Source organism: Immundisolibacter sp., assembly GCF_050250495.1.
Classification (GTDB): domain Bacteria; phylum Pseudomonadota; class Gammaproteobacteria; order Immundisolibacterales; family Immundisolibacteraceae; genus Immundisolibacter.
On sequence record NZ_JBFWOM010000019.1, the window covers coordinates 1 to 18,488 of the forward strand.

The 18,488-nt window shown below is 69.6% G+C and carries 18 protein-coding genes and 1 other RNA gene; 7 read left to right on the plus strand and 12 right to left on the minus strand.

Annotation, left to right across the window (positions count from 1 at the left end; translation table 11 throughout):
• The 3 genes from AB7F93_RS11465 to AB7F93_RS11475 form a co-directional block, all read left to right on the plus strand.
• Nucleotides 1-711: 3-hydroxyacyl-CoA dehydrogenase family protein (locus AB7F93_RS11465; protein ID WP_428303044.1), on the plus strand; the 711-nt coding region annotated here is incomplete at its 5' end.
• 25 nt (nucleotides 712-736) lie between these two features.
• Complete coding sequence (locus AB7F93_RS11470; RefSeq protein ID WP_428303045.1) at nucleotides 737-1,522, plus strand: enoyl-CoA hydratase-related protein; 786 nt, start codon at nucleotides 737-739, stop codon at nucleotides 1,520-1,522.
• A complete protein-coding gene (locus AB7F93_RS11475) occupies nucleotides 1,519-2,391 on the plus strand; it encodes an alpha/beta fold hydrolase (RefSeq protein ID WP_428303046.1) in 873 nt (290 codons plus the stop codon). The genes AB7F93_RS11470 and AB7F93_RS11475 overlap by 4 nt, the downstream gene beginning before the upstream one ends.
• Nucleotides 2,392-2,523: 132 nt before the next feature.
• Here the strand turns inward: AB7F93_RS11475 and AB7F93_RS11480 are convergent, their stop codons facing one another.
• Nucleotides 2,524-2,811, minus strand: a complete 288-nt coding sequence (locus AB7F93_RS11480) for an RnfH family protein (RefSeq protein WP_428303047.1) — start codon at nucleotides 2,809-2,811, stop codon at nucleotides 2,524-2,526.
• Complete coding sequence (locus AB7F93_RS11485; protein WP_428303048.1) at nucleotides 2,798-3,244, minus strand: type II toxin-antitoxin system RatA family toxin; 447 nt, start codon at nucleotides 3,242-3,244, stop codon at nucleotides 2,798-2,800. Before AB7F93_RS11485 ends, AB7F93_RS11480 begins: the two co-directional genes overlap by 14 nt.
• A 106-nt stretch (nucleotides 3,245-3,350) precedes the next feature.
• Between AB7F93_RS11485 and smpB the strand changes: the two genes are divergently transcribed.
• Nucleotides 3,351-3,806: an SsrA-binding protein SmpB gene (gene smpB / locus AB7F93_RS11490; protein ID WP_428303049.1), complete on the plus strand. Its 456-nt coding sequence runs from the start codon at nucleotides 3,351-3,353 to the stop codon at nucleotides 3,804-3,806.
• Between the two features lie 168 nt (nucleotides 3,807-3,974).
• Nucleotides 3,975-4,333: a transfer-messenger RNA gene (ssrA, locus tag AB7F93_RS11495) on the plus strand.
• Between the two features lie 115 nt (nucleotides 4,334-4,448).
• Here the strand turns inward: ssrA and AB7F93_RS11500 are convergent.
• From AB7F93_RS11500 to AB7F93_RS11520, 5 genes are all read right to left on the minus strand, one after another.
• Complete coding sequence (locus AB7F93_RS11500) at nucleotides 4,449-5,399, minus strand: FAD-binding protein (protein ID WP_428303050.1); 951 nt, start codon at nucleotides 5,397-5,399, stop codon at nucleotides 4,449-4,451.
• Nucleotides 5,399-6,145 (minus strand): electron transfer flavoprotein subunit beta/FixA family protein, encoded by a 747-nt coding sequence (locus AB7F93_RS11505; protein ID WP_428303051.1) that lies wholly within the window; start codon nucleotides 6,143-6,145, stop codon nucleotides 5,399-5,401. The genes AB7F93_RS11500 and AB7F93_RS11505 overlap by 1 nt, the downstream gene beginning before the upstream one ends.
• 33 nt (nucleotides 6,146-6,178) lie before the next feature.
• Nucleotides 6,179-7,777, minus strand: coding sequence for an electron transfer flavoprotein-ubiquinone oxidoreductase (locus AB7F93_RS11510; RefSeq protein WP_428303052.1), 1,599 nt, complete (start codon nucleotides 7,775-7,777; stop codon nucleotides 6,179-6,181).
• A 30-nt stretch (nucleotides 7,778-7,807) separates the two neighbouring features.
• On the minus strand, nucleotides 7,808-10,078 hold the full coding sequence (locus AB7F93_RS11515; protein ID WP_428303053.1) for a 3-hydroxyacyl-CoA dehydrogenase NAD-binding domain-containing protein: 2,271 nt from the start codon (nucleotides 10,076-10,078) through the stop codon (nucleotides 7,808-7,810).
• A gap of 107 nt (nucleotides 10,079-10,185) precedes the next feature.
• Nucleotides 10,186-11,139 carry an AEC family transporter gene (locus tag AB7F93_RS11520; RefSeq protein ID WP_428303054.1) on the minus strand — a complete coding sequence of 318 codons (954 nt, stop codon included), beginning with the start codon at nucleotides 11,137-11,139 and terminating at the stop codon, nucleotides 10,186-10,188.
• A gap of 84 nt (nucleotides 11,140-11,223) precedes the next feature.
• Between AB7F93_RS11520 and ispH the strand changes: the two genes are divergently transcribed.
• Nucleotides 11,224-12,180, plus strand: coding sequence for a 4-hydroxy-3-methylbut-2-enyl diphosphate reductase (gene ispH / locus AB7F93_RS11525; protein WP_428303055.1), 957 nt, complete (start codon nucleotides 11,224-11,226; stop codon nucleotides 12,178-12,180).
• A 7-nt stretch (nucleotides 12,181-12,187) separates the two neighbouring features.
• On the opposite strand, the gene tsaB is transcribed toward ispH, so the two are convergent.
• The 3 genes from tsaB to hemW are packed head-to-tail and all read right to left on the minus strand — an operon-like array spanning nucleotide 12,188 to nucleotide 15,971.
• Nucleotides 12,188-12,859 carry a tRNA (adenosine(37)-N6)-threonylcarbamoyltransferase complex dimerization subunit type 1 TsaB gene (gene tsaB, locus AB7F93_RS11530; RefSeq protein ID WP_428303056.1) on the minus strand — a complete coding sequence of 224 codons (672 nt, stop codon included), beginning with the start codon at nucleotides 12,857-12,859 and terminating at the stop codon, nucleotides 12,188-12,190.
• The gene (locus AB7F93_RS11535; protein ID WP_428303057.1) at nucleotides 12,856-14,763 is read right to left on the minus strand and encodes an ATP-dependent DNA helicase; all 1,908 of its coding nucleotides are present in this window, start codon (nucleotides 14,761-14,763) and stop codon (nucleotides 12,856-12,858) included. Before AB7F93_RS11535 ends, tsaB begins: the two co-directional genes overlap by 4 nt.
• Entirely contained in the window at nucleotides 14,760-15,971 is a 1,212-nt protein-coding gene (gene hemW / locus AB7F93_RS11540; RefSeq protein ID WP_428303058.1) for a radical SAM family heme chaperone HemW, read from the minus strand. The genes AB7F93_RS11535 and hemW overlap by 4 nt, the downstream gene beginning before the upstream one ends.
• On the opposite strand from hemW, the gene AB7F93_RS11545 reads away from it, so the two are divergent.
• Nucleotides 15,952-16,626: an SCO family protein gene (locus tag AB7F93_RS11545; RefSeq protein WP_428303059.1), complete on the plus strand. Its 675-nt coding sequence runs from the start codon at nucleotides 15,952-15,954 to the stop codon at nucleotides 16,624-16,626. The two genes, hemW and AB7F93_RS11545, sit on opposite strands and share 20 nt — an antisense overlap.
• A gap of 13 nt (nucleotides 16,627-16,639) precedes the next feature.
• Here AB7F93_RS11545 and AB7F93_RS11550 read toward each other — a convergent pair whose 3' ends face one another.
• Nucleotides 16,640-17,158 carry an aromatic-ring-hydroxylating dioxygenase subunit beta gene (locus AB7F93_RS11550; protein ID WP_428303060.1) on the minus strand — a complete coding sequence of 173 codons (519 nt, stop codon included), beginning with the start codon at nucleotides 17,156-17,158 and terminating at the stop codon, nucleotides 16,640-16,642.
• Between the two features lie 4 nt (nucleotides 17,159-17,162).
• Nucleotides 17,163-18,473 carry an aromatic ring-hydroxylating oxygenase subunit alpha gene (locus AB7F93_RS11555; RefSeq protein WP_428303061.1) on the minus strand — a complete coding sequence of 437 codons (1,311 nt, stop codon included), beginning with the start codon at nucleotides 18,471-18,473 and terminating at the stop codon, nucleotides 17,163-17,165.
• Between the last annotated feature and the right edge of the window lie 15 nt (nucleotides 18,474-18,488).

Below are 18,488 nucleotides of genomic sequence, written 5' to 3' on the forward strand. Positions count from 1 at the left end.
CAGGCGCTCGACTTCGTGGCGCGCATCGGCAAGACGCCGGTGGTGGTCAACGACAGCCGCGGCTTTTTCACCAGCCGCGTGTTCAGCACCTACTTCGAGGAAGGCATGGCCATGCTCGCCGAGGGCGTGGCGTCGGCGCTGCTCGAAAACGCCGGCCGGCAGACCGGCATGCCGCTAGGTCCGCTCGCGGTGGCGGACGAGGTGGCGCTCGACCTGCTGCAGAAGGTGATCAAGCAGACGCGGGCGGATCTGGGCAGCGCCTACACGCCGCCGCCGTCGGCGCCGGTGATCGAACTGTTCGTGGAACGGCTCGGCCGGCTCGGCAAGAAGTCGGGCAAGGGCTTTTACGACTACACCGACGCCGGTCGGCGCCTGTGGCCGGGGCTCGCCGACCACTTCCCGCGCGCCGCGCGCCAGCCGGACGTCGCCGCCGTCAAGCAGCGCCTGCTGCACATCCAGGCCGTGGAAGCGGTGCGCTGCCTCGCCGAGGGCGTGGTAGGCAATACCACCGACGGCAATGTCGCCTCGCTGCTCGGCTGGGGCTTTCCGCCGTGGGCCGGCGGCGTGTTCGCGTACATCGACACGGTGGGCGTGGACCGCTTCGTGGCCGACTGCGAGGCGCTCGCCGCGCGCGTCGGACCGCGTTTTGCAGTGCCGGACCTGCTTAAGCAACTCGCTGGCACAGGCCGCAAACTGCGCGACGCGCGCTGACTTCATCCAGACGACAGGAAACCTCGTGGACTATCAGGATCTTCTGTACGCCGAACAGGACGGCGTCGCCACCATCACCATCAACCGCCCGGAGGTCTACAACGCGTTTCGTGCGCAGACCGTCGAGGAGCTGATCCACGCCTTCCAGCGCGCCGGCTGGAACCCGGACATCGGCGTCATCGTGCTGACCGGCGCCGGCGACAAGGCGTTCTCGACCGGCGGTGACCAGAAATCCCACGCCGGCAGCTACGGCGGGCGCGGCACCATCGGCCTGCCGGTCGAGGAACTGCACACCGTCATCCGCGACGTGCCGAAGCCCGTCATCGCCCGCGTGCAGGGCTTTGCCATCGGTGGCGGCAACGTGCTGGCGGTGCTGTGCGATCTGACCATCGCGTCTGACAAGGCGCAGTTCGGGCAGGTGGGACCCAAGGTCGGATCGATCGACCCCGGCTTCGGCACGGCGTATCTCGCACGCATCGTCGGCGAGAAGAAGGCGCGCGAGATCTGGTACCTGTGCCGCCGCTACAGCGCCGAGGAGGCCGAGCGCATGGGGCTCGTCAACAAGGTCGTTCCGCACGACCAGCTCGACGCGGAGGTCGCCGCCTGGTGCGCCGAGATCCTGGCCAAGAGCCCGACGGCGCTGGCCATCGCCAAGCGTTCCTTCAACGCCGACAGCGAGCAGATTCGCGGCCAGGCCGCCATGGGCCTGCAGGCGCTGTCGCTGTACTACGACACCGAGGAATCGAAGGAAGGCGTGCGCGCCTTCAACGAAAAGCGCCCGCCCGACTTCCGCAAGCACCAGAAGAAATGATCGTCGATCCCCCCGACTGGTTTCACGAGGCGGTCGGCACGCCGGCCGATCCGCACTGGGTGCAGGTCGCCGGTTGCAGCATCCACTACCGTCGCTGGGGCGAATCCGGCCCACCGCTGCTGCTGGTGCACGGCGGCGGCGCGCACAGCCACTGGTGGGACTTCATCGCGCCGTGGCTGGCGGCCGATCACCGCGTGGCGGCGATGGACTTGTCCGGCATGGGCGAGAGCGGCCGGCGCGAGCAGTACGCGCTGGACGACTTCGCCGCCGAGGCGATTGGCGTGTGCGAGGACGCCGGCTTCGGGCCGGACGTGACGCTGGTCGGGCACAGTCTCGGTGGGGCCGTGTGCCTGCGGGCGGCAGCCAACCGCCCGGAGCGGGTCGGCGGACTCGTGATGGCCGACTCGCCCATCCGCCCGCCAGGATTTCAGTTCCCCGGCACGGCGCGAAACCCGCTGCGCCAGCCGCGGCGCGACTACCCGGACTTTGACAGTGCGCTGGCGCGGTTTCGGCTGATCCCGGAACAGCCCTGCGAGAACGGCTACATCCTGGACTACATCGGCCGGCGCTCGATCATCGAAACGCCGGACGGGTTCTTCACCTGGAAGTTCGACGACCGGGGGCTCGCCCACATCAAGGTCGGCGAGCAGGCAGAGGAGCTGCGCGCCGTGCGCTGCCGCATCGGCATCCTGTACGGCGAACAGAGCAAGCTGTTCCCGCCCGAGGTCCGCGCCTACGTGCACCAGTTGGTGGACAGCCGGGGGCCAGTGGCGGCGATACCGCAGTCGCACCACCACCTGTTCCTGGACCAGCCGCTCGCCTTCGTGGCGGCGCTGCGCACACTGCTGGCGGACTGGCACTCGCTGTAAGCCGGCCGACGCCGGACAAAAAAAACCCGGCCGCAAGGGGCCGGGCTAGAAGAAAACCCGCTCAGGGAGGGGAAGCGGGTGATACCTCGCAGAGGTGTCGCTGGTTAAGACCGGCAGCCGCCGGAAAAAGTTTCACCCGCCAGCGCGATTTTTTTCGGCCGCCGCCGCACGGCGCCGGCGCGCCGTTTTGGGGTCCACCCGCAGGGGGGCATACAGCTCCAGGCGATCGCCGTCCCGCAGCGAGCTGTCGGTTTCCACCGGCTCGCCAAACACGCCAAGAGCGCCTGCCCATTCCCCAAACCCACCGGCAACGAGCGCCCCGCGCACCGTGGCGCCAGCCGCCAATTCCACCATCACCACGCGGTAATCGGCGCCGTCCGGCCAGGCAATCTCGACCTGCACGGTTTCAGCGCCGGCCATGGAGCACGTCCGCGCGACGACAGAAAGCGTCCACCAGCCCGTCTGCCACCACGCCAAGGACCGCGCCCAGGGCCGCGCCGAGCAGTCGACCGGCGAGCGCGTAAGACAGGTGGAACCCGACGCGGGTTTGCGCCTGCGCCAGTTCGTCGAAGGTCCACACGGCGTGAAAGCGGCTGAAGGGCCCCTCCACCAGGCGCAGCTCCACGCGCCGATGCGGCTCCAGCAGGTTGCGCGTGGTGACGCGCTTGTGCAGGCCGGCCATGGCCATGTCCAGACTCGCCAGCATGGTCGCGTCGTCCCGGTCGAGCACGCGCGCCGACGAACACCAGGGCAGAAACTGCGGATAGGACTCGACGTCGTTGACCAGGCAGAACATGTCCGGCGCGCTGTGCGCCACCACCACCGACTTGCGTATTTCCCGCGTTGCCGCCATCCGTCTGCCGTCCCGAACCCGTCGTTTGCCTGCCGGCATGATAACCAAGCCGCCCCGGGGGCCGGTTCCCCTACAATGCCCGGCCCTGTCCGCCGGCCGCCCGACCATGTCCAGCCCCGCCAGCATCGTCGTCAACAAGAAGGCGCGCCACGACTATTTCCTTGAGGACCGCTACGAGGCCGGCATCGAGTTGCAGGGCTGGGAGGTCAAGAGCCTGCGCGCCGGGCGCGTGCAGCTCGTCGACAGCTACGTGATCATCAAGAACAACCAGGCCTTCCTGCTCGGCGCCCTGATCACGCCGCTGCCGACCGTGTCGACCCACTTCGAGCCCGAGCCGCGCCGCACCCGCCGCCTGCTGCTGCACCGCGAGGAACTCAACAAGCTGATCGGCGCCGTGGAGCGCAAGGGCTACACGCTGCTCGCGCTGGCGCTGTACTGGAAGCGCGGCCTGTGCAAGGTGGAGGTTGGCCTTGCCAAGGGCAAGCAGGCGCACGACAAGCGCGACAGCGAGCGCGATCGCGACTGGCAACGCGAACGCAGCCGGCTGCTTAAACGACACTAGAAAACGCCATCCATGGCGTTTTCCAGCTCGCCGCGTCGCGGCACAGCCGCGACGGGCTCCGCGGGCAGACGCTTGGCGCATGCCCGCGTTGGGGCATCCTGCCCCAAGGCCGCTCGCCGTACTGGCACGGAACTCCCGGGCCGGCTATGCTGTCTCACGATTCGACTTGGGGGCGACCTGGCTTCGACGTGGGTTGCGAAACCTAAGGTGCATGCCGAGGTGCAGTGACCTCGTAAATCACGCTGCAAAAAGATAGTTGCCAACGACGACAACTACGCACTCGCTGCTTAAAACCCAGTAGGGTGCCGTCTGACCGGATGTGCCCGTGCGTTCGGGGTTCAGGCGTCGACTCACACCGGCTCGCGGCGCGGCCAGCCTGGGGCCAACCCGTTAAAACCTTTCAGGATCGCCGGTAGCCTTCCCTGCCCGTCGGGTGGTGGCCGGTTAAAACAATAGACTGGGATAAGCATGTAGAGCCGAAGGCAGAGGACTTGCGGACGCGGGTTCGATTCCCGCCGCCTCCACCATCCACGAAAAAAACCAACCGTCCGCGGTTGGTTTTTTTTGCCCGTTCCCGCGCCAGCCCAGCGAAGCCCGCCACGCGCGCCCGTCAGGCGCCTGTGTGCGGGCCGCGCGACTCTCTCAGGGCAGTGCCTTCACCAGCGCCGGCACGGCCTCGAACAGGTCTGCCACGAGACCGATGTCCGCCACCTCGAAAATCGGCGCGTCGGCGTCCTTGTTGACGGCGACGATGGTGCCGGCGTCCTTGATGCCGGCCAGATGCTGAATGGCGCCCGAGATGCCGACCGCGACGTACAGCTCCGGCGCCACGACCTTGCCGGTCTGGCCGACCTGCATGTCGTTCGGCACGAAGCCGGCGTCCACCGCCGCGCGCGACGCACCGGCCGCGGCGCCGAGCTTGTCGGCCAGCTCGAAGATGAGGCGGAAGTTCTCGCCGCTGCCGACACCCCGCCCGCCGGACACGACCTTGCTGGCCGACTGCAGATCCGGCCGATCCTTGGCGCCGGCGCGCAGTTCGACAAAGCGCGTGTGTGTCGGCAGCGCGGCGTTGGCGCTCACCGCCTCCACCGGCGCCGGGGCCTGCTCGCCGACGGCCTTGTAGGACGCCACGCGCACGGTGCCCACCACCTTGCTGCCGTCCGGTACGGTCACGGTGAGGATGGCGTTGCCGGCGTAGATGGGCCGCTCGAACTGCCGCGGGCCGAGCACGGTCATGATGTCGCTCACTGCCGGCGCGCACAGCAGGCCGGCAACGCGCGGCAGCAGGTCCTTGCCGAAGGTGGTGGACGGGCCGAGCACATGGTCGTAGCCGGCAGCGATGTCCGCGATCTGCGGCGCCAGCACGGCGGCGAGCGGCGCGGCGTTCTCGGCGCGGGCGTTCTTGAGCACGCAGCTCACGCCGGCGAGCGCCGCCGCCTGCGTGCAGACGGTGTCGAGACCGCTACCGTCTGTGCCGCAGACCAGCACGTCGATGGCCTGCGCGCCCAGCGCGCCGGCGCAGGCCAGCACCTTGGCGGTGCCGGCGTTCAGTTTGGCGCCGTCGTGTTCGGCGATGACGAGTACCTTTGCCATCAGATCAGCCCCCGGCCCTGCAGTTCGGCCACCAGTTCTTCCACGCTCTTGACCTTGATGCCGGCGCCGCGCGCGGCCGGCGGGCGCACCGATCCCGTCTGCAGACGCGTTGTGCCGGCGCCGAGCAGGTCGGCGGCGGATTTGACGTCGAGCGGCTTTTTCTTCGCCTTCATCATCTCCGGCAGCTTCACGTAGCGCGGTTCGTTCAGACGCAGATCGCTCGTGAACACGGCCGGCAGGTCGACGTCGATCACCTCGAGGCCGGCGTCCACCTCGCGCGTCACGCGCGCGGTGTTGCCGTTGATTTCGATGGCCGAGGCGAAGGTGGCCTGCGGCCGGTCCCACAGCGCGGCCAGCATCTGGCCGGTCTGGTTGGCGTCGTCGTCGATGGCCTGCTTGCCGAGGAGCACGATCTGCGCCTGCTCCTGGTCGGCCAGCGCCTTGAAGATCTGCGCGGCTTCGAGCGGCTGCAGCGCGTCGGTGGTCTCGACGTGGACGGCGCGGTCCATGCCCATCGCGAGCGCCGTGCGCAGCTGCTCCTGCACCGCCTGCGGGCCGATGCTGACGGCAACCAGCTCCGTCGCCACGCCGCGCTCGCGCAGCCGTATGGCCTCCTCGACGGCGATCTCGTCGAACGGGTTCATGCTCATCTTGACGCCGTCGGTGAGCACACCGCTGCCGTCGGGTTTGACGCGGATGCGGACGTTGTAGTCCACCACGCGCTTGACGCCCACCAGGACTTTCATGCTTTCTCCTCGGGAAACGACCGCAGGACGGCCTTACAGATTGACGTAATTGGGACCAGACCCGCCCTCCGGCGGCACCCAGGTGATGATCTGGTACGGATCCTTGATGTCGCAGGTCTTGCAGTGCACGCAGTTGGCGGCGTTGATCTGCAAACGCGGCTGGCCGTCCTCCTCCACCATCTCGTACACGTTGGCGGGACAGAAGCGCGTGCAGGGATTGCCGTATTCGGTGCGGCAGCGGTCCACACAGATGCTGGTGTCGGCCACCCGCAGGTGCACCGGCTGGTCCTCGTCGTGCTCGGTGGCGGCGAAGTACACCGACGCCAGGCGGTCGCGCGGCTCCAGCGTGCGCTCCACGTAATCCGGCGGCGGTTCACCTGCGGACAGCAGGTGCAGCGCGCTGTGGTCCGCGTGGTTGCGCAGCGTCCAGGGCGTGCGCCCGCCGACGGCGGTTTCGAGCGCCGCATTGGCGAGACCCAACCACAGGCCGCGGTGAAAGCCCGGGCGGATGTTGCGCACGCGCTTCAATTCCGCCGCCGAGGGCGAGGCGCGCCAGCCGGCGTCGAAGCGGTCCGGCGCGTCCGCCACCAGGTGCTCGGCGGCGAGCATGCCGCTCCTGAGCGCCATGTGCGTGCCCTTGATCTTGGGCACGTTGATCTTGCCGGCGGCGTCGCCCACCAGCAGCGCACCCGGCATGGACAGGCGCGGCAGCGACTGCAGGCCGCCCTCCACCAGCGCGCGGGCACCGGTCGAGATGATCGTGCCGCCTTCGAGCAGCGGCTTCACGCTCGGGTGGTGCTTGAACTGCTGGAACGCCTCGAACGGCGAGAAGTTCGGGTCGCGGTAATCGAGCCCGACCACGAAGCCGACGGCGACGCGATCATCCGTCAGGTGATAGATGAAGCTGCCGCCGTAAGTGTCTGACTTCAATGGCCAGCCGACCGTGTGCTGCACGAGGCCCGGATCACCGCGACCGGCCGGCAACTGCCACAGCTCCTTCATGCCGATGCCGTAGGTCTGCGGGTCCACGCCGGCATCGAGCCCGAAATGCCGGATGAGCTGCTTGGCAAGACTGCCCCGGCAACCCTCGGCCAGCACGGTGGTCTTGGCGTGGATGTCGATGCCCTGCGTGTAGCTGTCCTTCTGCTCGCCGGCCTTGTCGATGCCCATGTCGCCGATGCGCACGCCGATCACGCGCTGCCCGGCCTCGTCGAACAGCGGCTCGGCGGCGGCGAAGCCCGGGAATACCTCGACGCCCAGCGCTTCGGCCTGCGGCGCAAGCCACGCGCACAGCGCGCCCAGCGACACGATGAAGTTGCCGTGGTTGTTCATCTGCGGCGGCACCACCGGCGACGTGATGCGGCCGGTCTTGGTCAGGTACGCGAACTCGTCGTGGCGTACCGGCACGCACACCGGCGGCGGGTTGTCGCGCCAGCCGGGCAGCAGCTCATCCAGCGCCTGCGGCTCGATGACGGCGCCGGACAGGATCTGCGCACCGATCTGCGAGGCCTTGTCGATCAGGCACACGCTCGTGTCGGGGCTGAGCTGCTTCAGACGGATGGCGGTCGCCAGGCCCGACGGGCCAGCGCCGACGATCAGTACGTCGAACTCGATCACGTCGCGTTCGCTCATGGCCGCTGGTCTCTCCGGTGTTCTGTGTTGTCAGTTACGCAGCGGCTTGCCGGTGGCCAGCATGTGCTCCATGCGCGCCTGCGACGGCGGCAGGCGCAGCAGTTCGAGGAAGTGCTCGCGCTCCAGGCGCAACAGGTCGTGCTCGGTCACCTCGCCGCCGGCGCCGCCGCTCATCACGGCGGCGATGTGGCTGGCCACCACGGCGTCGTGGGCGGTCATTTTACCGGCCTCGACCTGCGGCGCGACGCGTGCTTCGAGCGCCGCCCGCCCGGCCGGGCCGGGCAGGTTGACCACCGCCGGTCTCGCCGGCGCGTAGGCACCGACCATGCGCCGGGCCAGCGCCTTGGCATCCGCCAGCACGCGCCGGCGGTGCATGGTGATGGCGCAGTAATCGGTCAGCACGCGCATGGCGCGGGCGTCGGCGGCCGAACTTGACGTCACCGAACCCACGACCAGATCGAAGCCGCGCTCGACGCCGGCGTCGAGGTGCCGCAGCGTCATTTCCTTGGTGCCGCCGCCGGCCGGCAGCAGGCCGACGCGCAGCTCGACCAGGCCCGCGTTCAGCTCCGCGTGCGCCTGCAGGACGTTGCAGTGCAGCAGCACCTCGCAGCCACCGCCAAGCGCCAGCCCGCGCGGCGCGCCCACCACCGGGAACGGCGCGTACTTGAAGCCCATCAGCGCGTGCTGCAGGCCGTCGATGAAGCCGTCCAGGAACGTGAAGTCGCCGGCGCGGGCGGCATCCAGCATGCGTTTCAGATTGGCCCCGGCGCAGAAATGCGGCGCGTCGGAGCCGATCACCAGCGCCTGAAAGTCCCGCCCGACGCGGTCCAGCGTCAGCTCCATCGCCTCGACCGAGAACTCGTCGAGCGCGTTCATCTTGGTGTGGAATTCGAGCAGCGCCACGCCGTCACCCATGTCCCACAGGCTGGCGGACGCGTTGCCGAGCACGGGCTTGCCGGCGCGGCGCAGGTCGGCGACTGCCAGCGTGCCGGCCGCGCTTGGTGCGGCGTGATACGCGCCGTCGAAGCCGAGGTATTCGGGGCCGTCGGCTTCTTCCCGATAAAACCGCCCATCGCCTGTCGCCTGCGCCTTTTGCAGCAGCGCCGGCACCGGCTCACCCGCCGCCGCCAGGCGCTCGACGAACCCGGCAAGACCGATCTCGTCCAGCAGCTCGAACGGCCCGGCGCGCCAGGAATAGCCCTCGCGCATGGCGGTGTCGATGGCGCGCACGTCCCCGGCAATCTCGCTGGCCACGGTCGCGGTATAGGCCAGCGTGTAGCCCAGCATGTCGGCCGCAAAGCGCGCGCCGGCATCGTCGCCGGCCAGTACGTCCTTCGGGCCGCGCGCCTTGGCGCTGGCGAGATCCACCTTCTGCGCAGGGCGGTATTCCAAGGTCGACAGATCGAGCGCCTCGCGCTGCTTATCAGCCGTCATGCGGTAGAAGCCGCCGCCGGCCTTGCGGCCGATCCAGCCGCGCTCCAGCAGGGTCTTGAGCAGCGGCGGCAGCTCCAGCAGCGGGTGCGCCGGGTCGCCGGCCGGCAACTGGCTTTGCATGTTGCGCGCGACATCCGCCAGCACGTCGAGACCGACCAGATCGATCAGGCCGAACACGCCCGTGCCCGGCCAGCCGATGGGCTTGCCGGCCACGGCATCCGCCTGCTCCACGGTGAGGCCGTGGCGCTGCGCCGCCCGCACGCCGGCCAGCATGGCGAGGATGCCGATGCGGTTGCCGATGAACGACGGCGTGTCGCGCGCGTCCACCACTTCCTTGCCAAGCTGCACGGTGCAGAACGCGCGCAGCGTGTCTACCGCGTCCGGCCGCGTGGCGGGGCCGGCGATGAGCTCCAGCAGGCCCATGTAGCGCGGCGGGTTGAAGAAGTGTGTGATGCAGAAATCGGCCGCAAAACTCGCCGGCAGCCCGGCGGTGATTTCCGAAAGGCGAATACCGGACGTGTTGGAACTGACGATTGAACCCGGCCGGCGCACGCGCTCGACCCGCTCGAACAGCGCCTGCTTGACCGGCAGGCGCTCGACCACCACCTCGACGATCCAGTCGGCTTCGGCCAGGCGCGGGAGGTCCTGATCGAACCCGCCGGTCTCGATCAGGTCGGCGGCGGCGGCGCTCATCAGCGGCGCCGGCTTGCGCTTGAACAAGTCCTGCTTGCCGCGCTCGGCGGCCTCGCGGGTGACATCCAGCAGCAACACCGGCAGGCCGGCGTTCGCCACCTGCCCCGCGATGCCGGCCCCCATGTTGCCGGCGCCGAGCACCGCCACCTTCTTGATCGTCGTGTGATCCGCCACGTCTTGGCCCCGCCGTCGGTGATTCAGGACTGCGCCGGCGCAGGCATTTTCCGCACCGCAACGCAGCCACGCACCTTAATGAATGTTTGCCGCCACTGGCAACCGGGTCACAGCAGAATTGCCATGCCAACCGGCAGCGTCACGAAATACAGCAGTGTCGAGCCGACCATCACCGCCGCCAGCAGCTCCGTGTCGAGCCCGAAGCGCTCGCTGAGGATCATCGCCGCCATCATGGTCGGCATGCCCATCAGCAAGGTCGTGGCGACGGTCAGCTCGCCCGGCCCCGTAATGGCATGGGCAAGGCCGTATACCGCCAGCGGCACCAGCAGCAGCTTGATCAGCGCCACGCCCGCAATCGGCCGCCAGTGCAGCCGGAAGTGCCCGAACGCCAGCGACATGCCGACCGTGAGCAGCATGGCCGGCATGGTGGCGTAGCCGAGCATGCCGCTCGCCTTGTCGAGCCACGGCGCGATCGGGATGCCGAGCACGTTCAGCGCAAAGCCGATCACGAATGCCCAGATCGGCGGCAGCTTGCTCAGCACGCGCAGGAACTGCGCCGGCGTCTGCAAGTGCTCACCGTGGTTTCCGCAGCGCACCGCCACCCACAGCGCGAGCGACCAGAACAGCGGGTTGATGCCGAGGATGTCGGAATAGATGGCGTATCGCGCCCCGCCCTGCCCGAACAAGGTCTGCATGACTGGGATGCCGAGCGAGATGATGTTCGGCAGGCCGCAGCCGATGATGAGCGCGCCGAGCTGCGCCGGGCCGCTGAGTGCAAAGAAGCGCTGCCGGAACAACCCGAACGCGAGCGCCATGCCGAGCACGATGGCGAACATGGTCAGCAGCGGCGCCAGTATCAGCTCGGCATTCACCTCGGCCCGCACCACCGTGTGAAAGGCCAGCGCCGGGTAGTAGACGTACATCACGAGCGCGCCGATCACGCGCCGCGCCGTCGGCGCGTCGATGCCGCCCGGGCGCAGGCGCCGCCACACGTAACCGACCGCCATGATGCCGCCGACCGGCAGCAGCGCCTGTTGCAATACCGGGGCGAGACTGACCACGCAGTTCCTTGTTCGTTGAATTCCGCGGCGCGCCGGCTGCGGGGCTGCGGTATGGTACGCGTCAGCCCCCTCACCGCTTCTTCCATGCACGCGATCCTTGCCGAACCCCGTGGCTTTTGCGCCGGCGTGGTGCGCGCCATCGACATCGTCGAGCGCGCGCTCGAACTCTACGGCCCACCCGTCTACGTGCTGCACGAGATCGTCCACAACCGGCACGTGGTGGACGACCTGCGCGCCCGCGGCGCCGTGTTCGTCGAGACCGTGGACGAGATTCCGCCCGGCGCGCGCGCCATCTTCAGCGCCCACGGCGTGGCCGACAGCGTGGTCGAAGCCGCCGCCGCACGGGGTCTGAAAAGCATCGACGCCACCTGCCCGCTGGTCACCAAGGTGCACGGCCAGGCGCAGCGCTACGCGGCACAGGACTACGACGTGGTCATCGTCGGCCACACCGGGCACCCGGAAGTCGAGGGCACGCGCGGCAGCGTGAAAGGCCGCGTCCACGTGGTCGGGGAGCCGCACGAGGTGGCGGATCTCGTGGTGAAGGATCCGGCGCGCGTCGCCTATGTGACGCAGACCACGCTGTCGCTCGACGACACCCGCGACGTGATCGACGCGCTCAAAAAACGCTTCCCGGCCGCCCGCGGGCCGGACACCAACGACATCTGCTACGCCACGCAGAACCGCCAGAACGCCGTCAAGGCGCTGCTCGGCGACATCGACGTGCTGCTGGTGGTCGGCAGCCGCAGCAGCTCGAACTCGAACCGCCTGCGCGAGGTCGGCGAGCGCGCCGGCCTGCCGTCTTACCTCGTCAGCGACGCCTCGGGACTCGACCGCGCCTGGTTCGCACCGGACAACCGCATTGGCATCACCGCCGGCGCGTCCACGCCGCAGCGGCTGGTGGACGGCGTACTCGAACGACTGCGCGATTGGGGCCTCACCGCCACGCGCAGCCAGGCCGGCATTGCCGAGGAGACCATCTTCCGCCTGCCGCCGGAGCTGGCGCGGCCGGATCGGGGGCGGTTGCCGGCGGACCTGCGCTAGCCGGCCTCTAGCCGCCGTGCGTGACCCGGTCGCGCAGATACGTCGGCAACGCCAACTCGGCGGACACCGCCTCGCCGCGCAGAAACGCCGCCGCCGCCAGCCGGGCTAGACCACCCGCCCGCGGCTGCGCGTCCCCAGCGACCGCGTCGATGCGCTCACCCAGTCGAGCGGCGAGCACCTCGCCGTAGGCCGCCCAGCCTGGACCCACGCCCACGCCGCGCCAGTCCGTAGTCGCGGGCAGCGCGATCGCGTCAGGCGGCGCCAGGGCGTCGTCGACATCGGCCACTACCAGCCCGTCGGCGCCGCGCGTGTAGTAGCCGTAATAGACCTCGCCCAGGCGCGCGTCGAGCGCCGCCAGCACGCGCCCTGCCCCGCTCGCCTGCGCCAGTGCGGCGAGCGTCGAGACCGGCACCACCGGCCGGTCGAGCCCGAGCGCAAGGCCCTGCGCCACGCCAGCGGCGATGCGAAGGCCGGTGAAGGCACCGGGGCCGCGGCCAAACGCGATGGCATCGAGCGCATGGCGTGTCACGCCGGCCGCGGCGAGCACGCCGTCGATCATCGGCAGGATCAGCGCCGCGTGCTGGCGCGGCGCGAGGCGGTGGTCCTCGATCACCTCGTCGCCCACCAGCAGCGCCACGGAGCAGCAGTCGGTGGCGGTTTCGAGCGCCAGCAGGTTCACGCCGGGGTCTCCTGAAAAAAGCGCTGCACGTCGTCGATGTCCCGCGTAATCGGCATGTCCGGCAGGCTCTGCAGGAACACCTTGCCGTAGCCGCGCCCGACGAGGCGCCGGTCGCCCACCATCAGCACGCCGCGGTCGCCGGCGTCGCGGATCAACCGTCCGAGACCTTGTTTCAGCGTGATCACGGCGTGCGGGAGCTGGTAGTCGTTGAATGGATCCTGACCCTGCGCGCGCAGGTGCGCTATGCGCCCGGCGACGATCGGCTCGCCCGGCGAGGCGAACGGCAGCTTGTCTACGATGACGCAGGACAGCGCCTCGCCGCGCACGTCCACGCCCTGCCAGAAGCTGCCGGTGCCGAGCAGCAGCGGCGCCGCGGCGCGGCGGAATTGCGCCAGCAGTTCGCCGTTCGGCCGCTCGCCCTGGACCAGCAGCGTAAAGCCGTCGACATGGCGCAGCCGCGTCGCCGCCCGGCGCAGCGCGCTGTGGCTGGTGAACAGCATGAAGGCCCGCCCGCGGCTCGCCCGCAGCACCGGCAATGCGGCATCGACCAGCGCATCCGTGTAGCCGGGATCGGACGGCTCCGGCAGGTCCGGCGGCAGGTACAGCAAGGCCCGCTCGCGGTAGTCGAAGCCGCCCGGCAGCGCCAGCGTGCGCGCGTCGGCGAGTCCCAGGCGCTGCACGAAGTGCCCGAACTGCCCGGCCACCGCAAGCGTGCCGGACGTGAACACGCAGGCCCGGCCGGCGCGCGCGAAGCGCTCCGTGAACAGCGGCGCCACGTCCACGGGGCTCGCGTGCAGCGTGCAGGAGCGCGCGCGCACGTCGATCCAGCGCACCTGATCGGCCTGGCTTTCCGCCAGAAACGGCGCAAGACGGCCTTGCAGCAAGGCCACCCGCGCGGCGGCGTTGTCGAGATCGGTGCTGCGGCCTTCGAGTGCTTCGAGCGCCGGTGCCAGCACGGCCAGCGCGTCGCGAATCGCCTGCAAAGCCGCCGCAAAGCGCGCCGGCAACCGCCCCGGCCAGGGCTCGCGCCGCGCCGGCTCGCCGAGCGAGGCCAGCAGTTCCGCCGCCGCCGCGCGCAGCGCCTCGGCCTGCGCCGGCAATTCCGGCACGTCGCCAAGCGTCCCCGCCAGCGCGACCAGATCGCGCGCCAGATCCACCAGTTGCAGGCTGCCGAGACTCACGCCGAAGAACAGCGTCGCCACGTCCGGCAGCAGGTGCGCCTCGTCGAACACGAACACGTCGGCGTCCGGCAGCACCTCGCCGAAACCGGTTTCCTTCAGCGACAGGTCGGCGAAGAACAGGTGATGGTTAACGACCACCAGATCCGCCTGCTGCGCGGCGCGGCGGGCCTTGAGCAAAAAGCACTCGCCGATCTGCGGGCAGTCCTGCCCCAGGCAGTTGTCGCCGGTGGAGGTCACGAACGGCCGCAGACTCGACTGCGGCGAGAGGTCTTCGAGCGTGTCGAGATCGCCGTCCGGCGAGCGCTCGGCAAACCCGCGCACCGCGGCGAGCGCCGGGTGCAGCGTGAGATCGACACCGAAATCGCCCGCCAGCAGGCGCTCCAGCCGGTGCGGGCACAGGTAATTGGCGCGACCCTTCAGCAGCGCCGTGTCGACGGCAAGACCCAGCGCCCGTTGCAACGTCGGCAGGTCGCGGTGAAAAAGCTGGTCTTGCAGCGCGCGTGTGCCGGTAGCGATCAGCGCCTTGCGCCCGCCGAGCAGCGCCGGCAGCAGGTATGCGAAGGTCTTGCCGGTACCAGTGCCGGCCTCGACCAGCAGCGTGGCCCGCTCGGCGATGGCGGCTTCCACCGCCTCGGCCATCTCAAGCTGCGTCGCGCGCGGCGCGAAACCCGGCAGGGCTTCAACCAACGGCCCGTCGGCGCCCAGCAGTTCGGTGGCCGTCACGCCAGCGCCGTGTCGGGCAGGAACGGTTCGAGCACGCTGTCCAGCAGTTCGAAACCGCGCGTCGTGGCGCGCGCGCCCTCGGCGTCGAGTGCGATCAGGCCCTGCCCCGCGGCGGCTTCAAGCCGCGGGCGGATGGCGATCGGCGACAGGCCCGTGCGTTCGGCGAACTGCCGCCAGGTGAAGCCGTCGGTCAGGCGCAGCGCATTCAGCAGGAACTCGAACGCCCGCTCCGACGGCGCCACCCAGCGCTGCTCGGCCGCCGCATCACCGGCCGTCGCGTGCGTCATATACGCCTGCGGCTGGCGGTACTTGGCCAGACGCAGGATGCCCTCGGCCGAGGTGAGCTTGCCGTGCGCGCCGGCGCCGATGCCGAGGTAGTCGCCGAACTGCCAGTAGTTCACGTTATGCCGGCATTCCTGCCCGAGCCGGGCGTGAGCGGACACCTCGTAGCGTCGGTAACCCGCGCCGGCGAGACGTTCAAGACCCGCCGCCTCGATATCCGCCAGCGCTTCCGGCGTCGGCAACCCGGGCCGCGCGCTGTAGAACACCGTGTTCGGCTCGACCGTGAGCTGGTACCAGGACACGTGGCCCGGATCGAGCGCCAGCGCGGCGTCGAGATCGGCCAGCGCCCGCGCCACGTCCTGCCCCGGCAGGCCGTACATGAGGTCGATGTTCACGCGCTCGAAGCCGCTGTTAAGCGCCACCTCCACCGCCTGGCGCGCCGCGGCGCCGTCGTGAATGCGCCCGAGCGCCTTGAGCGCGCCATCGTCGAAACTCTGCACGCCGAGCGAGAGCCGGTTCACGCCGGCGTCGGCGAAGCCCTTCAGACGCGCGGTATCGAGCGTGCCGGGGTTGGCCTCCATCGTGATCTCGGCGCCGCCCAACAACGACAGGCGCGCGCGCAGCTCCGACAGCATCCGGTCGATGGACGTCGGATCGAACAGGCTCGGCGTGCCGCCGCCAATGAACACGCTCACCACCGGCCGCCCCCACACCCGCGGCAGGTCGGCTTCGAGATCGCGCAGCAGCGCGTCGATGTAGTCGTTCTCGGGGACCGGGCCCGCGGCGGCGTGCGAATTGAAGTCGCAGTACGGGCACTTGCGCACGCACCACGGCAGGTGCACGTACAGGGACAGCGGCGGCGCGCTGCTAAACTGCGCCGCCGCGCCGTCGCCGGAGCGGTGAAACGTGAGGGTTTTCAAGGTCATGCGGATGGGTCAGCGCAAGATTTGCGCACGCGGAGTATATCGCCCGCTGCTCGCAGCCCTGCTGCTGGCCTTGTGCGCGCCGCTGGCGCTGGCCGCCACGGTGCTGAAGCCGCCGCGGCCGGTCGAGCACATGAAGCTCCTCGACCAGCACGGCGCGCCGGTCACGGCGGAAAGCCTTGCGGGCCGCTGGACGGTGCTGTTCTTCGGCTTCACGCACTGCCCGGACGTGTGCCCGACCACGCTCGCGCGCCTGGCCGGCGTGCAGCGCCGCCTGCCGGAGGCCATCCGTCCCAAGGTGCGCTTCATGCTGGTGTCGGTAGATCCGATGCGCGACACGCCCGAACGTCTTGCCGAGTACGTCGGCCAGTTCGGGCAGGACTTCGTCGGCGCCACGGCGCCACTCGGTGAACTCGCGCCGCTGCTCAAGGAGCTGGGTGTGAGCTACGCCTACACGGCGCAGGAGCACGACGAACACGCCGGGCATGCCGGCCATGACGGACACGGCGCCCCGGCCTATACGGTGACGCACTCCGAAACGCTGTACGTGCTGGACGCACGCGCGCGCCTGCACGCCGTGTTCACGGACCCCAAGGACGACTACGCGCTGCTGCGCGATCTGAGCACCTGGGCGGGCACCCCCGAACGCAAGCGCTGACCGGTCGCCCGGCTCAGACCAGAAAGCTCAGATTCGGGCTCATCAGCACCACTTCGTCCATCAGGATGTCCCGCGCCGCCAGGCGCAGCACGCCGCCTTCCTCGCGCAGCACATCCTCACGCCGGCCGGAGAAGAAATACGGCGTGCTCTGCGTCGGCCGCACGCGGAACACCAGCACGTGGCTGGTGACCCGATACGTGCCGGGCTGGGTCCCGTCCCAGGCGCGGATGTTGGTCACGAAGTGCCGCGTGATGGTCGGCGGGCTCTCGGCGGTGGTGGTGGACGGCCGTGACCACAGCTCGATGCGCGTTGCCAGCGTGGCGTAGTCGTCGTCGTAGTAGCCGTTCTGGAACGTCGGCGTCGGCGCCTGACCCTCGTGAAAACCCCGCCCCGGCATGCGGTAGCGGATGTCCGGCGTGACGCGCTCCAGCCAGCGGCCGTAGGCGTGCTGGTCGAACAGCTCGGCCTCGTCGTACAGAAAATTCAGGATGCGCCGGTAGGTGGCGTCGTCGACCTGTTGTTGCGTGTCCATCGCCTCAGCCCGCCATCAGTTCGCGCCAGCGCAGCAGCAGCCCGAACTCGGACATTTCCGAGTACGTCGAGCGGTAAGCCTCGCCCGGGCCGGGGAAGTCCGCGATGCGCTCGTCGTGCGAGGCCAGGATCATCTGGAAGCTGCTCATGCGGTCGCGGCCGACGGTGCCGCGGCTGCCGGCGTCGATGGCCGCCCAGGCCTCGGCGTCGTCCTGGTCGAAGGTGCCGGCGGCAGTGAACGTACGGATGCCGGCCGCAAGACTCGCCTGCTTGTACTCGTCGGGCGCCTCCCGGTCGGCGAAGAACCAGTTCCAGATTTCGGTGCGGTCGGGACCGGTCGGCTGCCAGACGCGCACGTTGAAGAAATTCACCGGCATCTGATCGGGCGCGAAGCTGATCGGAAAGTGCACCCAGGACAGGTTCGGAAAGACGGTCATCACCTTGTTGAACATGTTCGCCTTGAGCTTCAGCTGGCCCGGGTTCAGGGTCTTCTGGTACAGCTCGACCATGCCGGGGTGGAAGCCCACCCACGGCGGCATGCCGGGCGGCAGGTCCACGAAGATGCAGCCGTGGCCGTTGCCGGCGCGCACCGCCGGACCTGCGATGGCGAGCTCGCGTAGCACGTCGAGCGGCATGCCGGCGGCGATCTTGCGCGTGATCGGACCGTGCGTCTTCAGCGCGTGCGGGCCGTCGGCGGCGAAATTCACGGCGCCGTATTTCCAGTTCTTGCGCGCCACCCAGCGCACCGGCGCGCCCAGCGCCTGCGCGCCTCCCGGCGTGCGCGCGAACAGCATGTCGATATACCAGCGGGCGTCGCCGAGGTAGTCGTCGAGGCTCGGCGCCTGCGGGTCAAAGGTGGCGAAGATGAGCCCCGCGTGCGTGGCGACGCGCGCCTGCACCAGATCGAAGGTGGCCAGATCCACCCGTCCCTTGTAGGCCTCGGGCGCGTCCGCCATGGCGGCGAGGCGGCCCGTGTTGTCGAAGCTCCAGCCGTGGTACGGACAGACATAGCCCATGGCGTTGCCGCTGTCCGCGCGGCACAGCAGGGCGCCGCGGTGCGGGCAGGCGTTCAGGAACACGCGCAGCGCGCCGTCCTGGCCGCGCGCCAGGATCACCGGGTCGTCGCCCATCACGCGCGTCACGTAGTCGCCGGGTTTGGGCAGTTCGCTGTCGTGGCCCACGAACAGCCAGCTGCGCGCAAAGATGCGCGTCAGCTCCAGGCGGTGGATGTCGGGGTCCGTGAACACGCGGCGACTGACCAGCCCCGTGTCCGGGTCCACCAGGTGGCCCGGGTGGCCGAGGTCATCGATCTTCATGGCTCGCTCCTCCGT

Bases quoted from the DNA above. Each gene is read 5' to 3' on its own strand.
- AB7F93_RS11475 (WP_428303046.1), top strand. From the start codon at position 1,519: ATGATCGTCGATCCCCCCGACTGGTTTCACGAGGCGGTCGGCACGCCG.
- AB7F93_RS11480 (WP_428303047.1), bottom strand. From the start codon at position 2,811: ATGGCCGGCGCTGAAACCGTGCAGGTCGAGATTGCCTGGCCGGACGGC.
- AB7F93_RS11485 (WP_428303048.1), bottom strand. From the start codon at position 3,244: ATGGCGGCAACGCGGGAAATACGCAAGTCGGTGGTGGTGGCGCACAGC.
- smpB (WP_428303049.1), top strand. From the start codon at position 3,351: ATGTCCAGCCCCGCCAGCATCGTCGTCAACAAGAAGGCGCGCCACGAC.
- AB7F93_RS11500 (WP_428303050.1), bottom strand. From the start codon at position 5,399: ATGGCAAAGGTACTCGTCATCGCCGAACACGACGGCGCCAAACTGAAC.
- AB7F93_RS11505 (WP_428303051.1), bottom strand. From the start codon at position 6,145: ATGAAAGTCCTGGTGGGCGTCAAGCGCGTGGTGGACTACAACGTCCGC.
- AB7F93_RS11510 (WP_428303052.1), bottom strand. From the start codon at position 7,777: ATGAGCGAACGCGACGTGATCGAGTTCGACGTACTGATCGTCGGCGCT.
- ispH (WP_428303055.1), top strand. From the start codon at position 11,224: ATGCACGCGATCCTTGCCGAACCCCGTGGCTTTTGCGCCGGCGTGGTG.
- hemW (WP_428303058.1), bottom strand. From the start codon at position 15,971: ATGACCTTGAAAACCCTCACGTTTCACCGCTCCGGCGACGGCGCGGCG.
- AB7F93_RS11550 (WP_428303060.1), bottom strand. From the start codon at position 17,158: ATGGACACGCAACAACAGGTCGACGACGCCACCTACCGGCGCATCCTG.
- AB7F93_RS11555 (WP_428303061.1), bottom strand. From the start codon at position 18,473: ATGAAGATCGATGACCTCGGCCACCCGGGCCACCTGGTGGACCCGGAC.